Genomic DNA, 5,093 nt, shown 5'->3' with positions numbered 1-5,093 from the left:
CGGCGGGATCGCCCCAGCGCCCGGCTGGAATCCGCTCCAGAATCTGGCGGTTGCGCGTCTCGTCAGCTTGCAAGGCGGCCGTGTTGTTGGTGGCGATATAGCCGGGCGCGATGGCGTTGACCTGCACGCCATGTGGCGCCAGTTCGTTGGCCATGGCCTTGGTCACGCCGCCCACACCGGATTTGGCCGCGGCATAGCTCGGCACGCGGATGCCGCCCTGGAAAGTCAGCAGCGAGGCGATGTTGATGATCTTGCCGCCGCCCTGCGCCACCATGCCGCGCGCGGCGGCCTGGCTCAGGAAAAACAGCGTCTTGAGATTGGTATCGATCACCGCGTCCCAGTCTGCCTCGCTGAACTGCAGCAGATCGTCGCGGCGGATGATCCCGGCGTTGTTGACCAGGATATCGATCCGCCCCAGCGCCGCCACGGCCTCGTCCACCACGCGCGCCACCGGCGCGGTGCTGGCCAGATCGGCGGTGATGTTCACCGCGCGCTGCCCGGCCGCTTCGATCAAGGCGAGCGTTTCGGCGGGGTGAGAGCGCCCGGCCAGGGCGACATCGGCCCCGGCCTGCGCCAGGCCCACGGCAATCGCCTGGCCGATCCCGGTGTTGGCGCCGGTAACAAGCGCGGTTTTGCCCGCAAGACTGAAGGAAATCGCCATCGTGGCTTACTTCAGCTGGCAGATATCGAGCGCGTTCATATCGGTATAGTCGAGGTTTTCCCCGCCCATGGCCCAGATGAACGCATACTTCTTGGTGCCCGCGCCCATGTGGATCGACCACGGCGGGCTGATCACCGCCTCTTCATTGGCGATCACGATGTGGCGCATGCTGTCAGGCTCGCCCATGTAGTGGAAGATGCGGTCGTTCTCTTCGGCCAGGTCGAAGTAGAGGTAGATCTCGCTGCGGCGGTCATGCAGGTGCGGCGGCATCGTGTTCCACACGCTGCCTTCTTCCAGCACGGTCAGGCCGAGCAGCAGCTGCGCGCTGTCGCACACGCCGGGGATGACCAGCTGGTAGATCGTGCGCTGGTTGGAATTGGCCAGGTCACCACGCGCCAGCGGATTGGCCTGGTCAAGCGGAATATGCTTGATCGGCAAGGCCTTGTGCGCGGGGGTGGAGGCCAGGTAGAACCGCGCGCCTTCGCCTTCGAACACCACCTCTTCGCTGCCCATGGGCACATAGAGGCATTCCTTATTGGCCATGGCAAAGCGCTGCCCGTCCACCGTGACGAAGCCGGGGCCGCCGATGTTGACCACGCCCATCTCGCGCCGTTCCAGCAATGTGTGCCCGGCCGCGCTCTTGGGCTCGGTCTGGCGGGGCAGGTGCAAGGGCTGCGCGCCCGGCACGGCGCCGCCGATCACGAAGCGTTCGTTGTGCGAATAGTTGAGATTGATCTCTCCGGCCACGAACATGCCCGAAACCAGATAGCGATCGCGCAGCGCGTCGTTGGAAACACCATCCATCATGTCCGGATGCGTCGCGTGATAGGTCTTGGCATACATGGCGCACTCTCCCTTTCGCTGCCGAGAGGTGTGGTATCGGCTTTAGGTAACCGGTGTCAATAGGGTGCCAAACGTCTTTTGCGCCCCGCGCCGCGATCGCATGATCAGCTCGGCGCGCGCACGGCCGAGGCGCGGCGCACCAGTTCGGACGGGAAGAAAGCCGCGTCGCGCGCGGCGGTTTCGGGGCGTGTCAGCTTGAGCGCGGCGGTGCGCGCCATGGCCCGGATCGGCCAGCGTACGGTGGTGAGCGGGGGCCAGATGTGCGCGGCAATGGCGGTATCGTCGAAACCGATGATCGACAGGTCGTGCGGCACGCGCAGGCCGCGTTCGCAGGCCGCATGCAGGACGCCGGCGGCCATTTCATCGTTGCTGGCAAAGATCGCGGTGGGCGGGGTGGCGGTGCCGAGCAGGTGCTGCCCGGCGGCATGACCCGATTCGAACTGATAGTTGCCGCGCGCCAGCAGGGCGGGGTCGATCGTCAGGCCGGCGCGGCCCATGCCGGCGATGAAGCCCAGTTCGCGCTCGCGAGCAGAGCGGAAGCCATCGGGCCCGGCGATGAAGCCGATTCGCGTGTGGCCCAATTCGGCGAGCCAGGCCACTGCCTCGCTCACCGCTTCCTGGTCGTTGGACGCCACCAAGTGGGCCTCGTCGTCCAGCCGGGCCGAGCCCATGCGCACCACGGTGCAGCCCAGATCGCGGCACAGCCGGGCCAGCTCGTCATTTTCCGAAAGCGGCGGCAGCAGCATCACGCCATAGAGGCGCTGCTGCTCGATAAAGCGGTGAATATCATCGAGCAGCGTGGGGGAATGGCGATCGACCGGGCGTACCACCAGTGCAAATTCGGTGCTGCGAATCGTATCGAGAATGCCTTCCTGCACCCCCAGCACCATCTGCGCGTTGGGGTTATCATGGATCAGGCCGATCAGGAAATTGCGCCGCAGCGCCAGTGCCCGCGCCTGTGGGTTGGGCACGTAATCGAGCTGCGCGATCACCGCTTCCACCTTTTCGCGGGTGGCCTGGTTGAGCAGCGGAGACTTGTTGATCACCCGGCTGACGGTCTTTTTCGACACCCCTGACAGGCGCGCCACATCGTTGATCGTGGGTTTCTGCGCTTTGGCCATCCGGTGTCCTTCTTGTCTCTCGCTCTACGCCGATTTTTCAGACTTGCCTTCGGCTGGGACAAAAGGCAAGATGACACCGGTTACCTTGCCGCAAGGCTGATGCTGCCCCGCCATAAACGGGGCGCGGCGGATCATGTTCAATTGCGTTGTATCGGGTTTTGACACCGGTTTCCAGCCGCGTGAAAGGCCCGATCCGCCCGGGATGGGTTGGGGATGGGTTTGACGAAACAGGCAGATGCGGCACAGGCTGATCCGGCACAGGCGGGCGCCGTAGCCGCGGCATTCGTGGCCGCCAGGCGTGAAAAGCGCGCGCTGGCCACCTATCCGGGGCAGATGCCGGCCGATCTGGCCACGGCCTATGCCATCCAGGACGCAGCGCTGGCCATCGATGGCCGCACGGTGGCGGGGTGGAAAGTGGGCCGGATCAACCCGCCCGACGATGCGCGCCTGGCGTGCAACCGCCTGGCCGGGCCGATCTTTGCCGATAGCGTGGCCCTGCCCGGCGCTGGCCAGGTGCCCGCCATGCCGGTCTTTGCCGAGGGTTTTGCCGCGGCCGAGGCGGAATTCCTGCTGCATGTGGCAGCAGGCTGGAACGGCATGGTGCCGGACGATGACGCGGCCACCCGGGCCCTGCTCGATCGCGTGCACATCGGGATCGAGGTTGCGTCCTCTCCCTATCCCGGCATCAACGATGATGGCCCGCCGGTCACCGTGTCAGACTATGGCAACAACTATGGGCTGGTCGTGGGTGCGCCGTTGGTTGGGTGGCAAGATATTGATTTTGCCTCTATCCCCGTGGGCATGGCGATCGATGGCGTCGGCGTTGGCGCGGCGACCACCGCCACCATGCTCGATGGCCCGCTGGGCGCGGTGCGGTTCCTGCTGGGCAACCTGGCGTCCCGTGGCATCGCGGCGGCAGGGGGGCTGTGGATTTCCACTGGCGCGGTCACCGGCGTGCATCCGGTCGTGCCGGGGCAGCAGGTGCGCGCCAGCTTTGTTGGCCATGGCGACGTGGCCTGCACGATCGTGGCGGCCTGAGCCCTTCGGGGCCTGATCGCTGCGGCAAGACCGGCAGGGCAAAAAGCCCGCCGTTATCGGGAGTTGAAGCAATGGAAGCGCAGACTGGGCCACACCAGGCCGGGCATATCCAGGTCGGGGCCAAGGTGGGCCGCGTTCGCTGGGTGGTGGTGGCACTGCTGTTCGCCGCCACGGCGATCAACTATATCGACCGGCAGATGATCGGCGTGCTCAAGCCCACGCTGGCCGCCAATTTCCATTGGTCGGAAACCGATTTTGCCGCGATCGTGTTCTGGTTCCAGGTTGCCTATGCGATCGGCTATCTCTCGTTCGGCAAAGTGGTCGATGCGCTGGGCGCGCGGCTGGGCTATACCATCGCCATCATTATCTGGACGGTCAGCCACATGGCCCATGGCTTTGCCACCGGCCTGGTATCGTTCGCGCTGGCCAGGTTTGGCCTGGGCATTGGCGAATCCGGCAATTTCCCCGCCGGCATCCGCGCCGTCACCGATTGGTTTCCCCAGCGCGAGCGGGCCTTTGCCATCGGCGTGTTCAATGCCGGCGCCAATGTTGGCGCGATCATCACGCCGCTGCTGGTGCCCTTGCTGGTGCTGTGGTTCGATTGGCGCATGGCGTTTTTCGTCACCGGCCTGTTCGGCATCGCCTGGATGGTGGCGTGGTGGCTGCTCTATCGCCACCCGGAACAGCACGGCCGGCTCAGCGCCGCCGAACTCGCCTGGATTCGCCAGGATCCGGCCGATCCGGTGCAGCCGATCGGCTGGGCGCGGTTGCTGACCGTGCGGGAGACCTGGGCCTATGCCCTGGGCAAGTTCCTGATCGACCCGATCTGGTGGTTCTTCCTGTTCTGGCTACCGGGCTATCTGTTCACGCGCTATAACCTTGATCTCAAAAGCTTTGGCCTGCCGCTTGCGGCGATCTACCTCATTTCCGATCTCGGCAGCATCGCAGGTGGCTGGCTGTCATCGCGCCTGATCAAGGCCGGGCGCACGCCCAATGTGGCGCGCAAGCTGACCATGCTGATCTGCGCGATCTGCGTCCTGCCGATTTGGTTCGTGCAAGGGGTGGACAGCATGTGGTGGGCGGTCTTGATCATCGGCCTGGCCACGGCCGCACATCAGGCTTTTTCCGCCAACCTCTACACCCTGCCGTCAGACGTGTTTCCGCGCGGCGCCGTGGGGTCTGTCGTGGGTATCGGTGGCACCGTGGGCGCATTCGGCGGCATGGGCATGGCGCTGTTCGCCGGCTATATCCTCGATGCCACGCACAGTTATGAAGTGCTCTTCGCGATCTGCGCCAGCGCCTATCTGGTGGCGCTGGCCGTGGTCCACGCGCTCAGCCCGCGTCTGGCGCCGGTGCGGATCGAAGCATGAGCGGCGGCGTCGATCGACGCGGCGCGCTGGTGGGTGCGGCGGGGCTCGCCGGGCTGGCCA

General features: G+C 65.5%; 5 protein-coding genes. 2 read left to right on the top strand and 3 right to left on the bottom strand.

Features of this window, described 5'->3' with window-relative positions; all coding sequences use genetic code 11:
* The 3 genes from H926_RS29330 to H926_RS0120415 all read right to left on the bottom strand — a co-directional run.
* On the bottom strand, positions 1 to 661 hold a 661-nt coding region (locus tag H926_RS29330; protein WP_237741120.1), incomplete at its 3' end, for an SDR family NAD(P)-dependent oxidoreductase.
* Positions 662 to 667: 6 nt separating this feature from the next.
* The gene (kduI, locus tag H926_RS0120420) at positions 668 to 1,504 is read right to left on the bottom strand and encodes a 5-dehydro-4-deoxy-D-glucuronate isomerase (protein ID WP_022677927.1); all 837 of its coding nucleotides are present in this window, start codon (positions 1,502 to 1,504) and stop codon (positions 668 to 670) included.
* A gap of 104 nt (positions 1,505 to 1,608) precedes the next feature.
* On the bottom strand, positions 1,609 to 2,625 hold the full coding sequence (locus tag H926_RS0120415; protein ID WP_022677926.1) for a LacI family DNA-binding transcriptional regulator: 1,017 nt from the start codon (positions 2,623 to 2,625) through the stop codon (positions 1,609 to 1,611).
* A gap of 213 nt (positions 2,626 to 2,838) precedes the next feature.
* Here H926_RS0120415 and H926_RS0120410 point away from each other — a divergent pair, with 213 nt between their 5' ends.
* Together H926_RS0120410 and H926_RS0120405 are read left to right on the top strand one after the other, a co-directional pair.
* Complete coding sequence (locus tag H926_RS0120410) at positions 2,839 to 3,663, top strand: 2-keto-4-pentenoate hydratase (protein ID WP_022677925.1); 825 nt, start codon at positions 2,839 to 2,841, stop codon at positions 3,661 to 3,663.
* A gap of 71 nt (positions 3,664 to 3,734) precedes the next feature.
* On the top strand, positions 3,735 to 5,033 hold the full coding sequence (locus H926_RS0120405) for an MFS transporter (protein ID WP_022677924.1): 1,299 nt from the start codon (positions 3,735 to 3,737) through the stop codon (positions 5,031 to 5,033).
* Positions 5,034 to 5,093: the final 60 nt, after the last annotated feature.

This window comes from Novosphingobium sp. B-7 (genome assembly GCF_000410615.1).
Classification (GTDB): domain Bacteria; phylum Pseudomonadota; class Alphaproteobacteria; order Sphingomonadales; family Sphingomonadaceae; genus Novosphingobium; species Novosphingobium capsulatum.
The sequence above is the reverse complement of the archived record's forward strand: the minus strand, read 5'-3'. Positions and strand labels throughout refer to the sequence as shown.

Bases quoted from the DNA above. Each gene is read 5' to 3' on its own strand.
- kduI (WP_022677927.1), bottom strand. From the start codon at position 1,504: ATGTATGCCAAGACCTATCACGCGACGCATCCGGACATGATGGATGGT.
- H926_RS0120415 (WP_022677926.1), bottom strand. From the start codon at position 2,625: ATGGCCAAAGCGCAGAAACCCACGATCAACGATGTGGCGCGCCTGTCA.
- H926_RS0120410 (WP_022677925.1), top strand. From the start codon at position 2,839: ATGGGTTTGACGAAACAGGCAGATGCGGCACAGGCTGATCCGGCACAG.
- H926_RS0120405 (WP_022677924.1), top strand. From the start codon at position 3,735: ATGGAAGCGCAGACTGGGCCACACCAGGCCGGGCATATCCAGGTCGGG.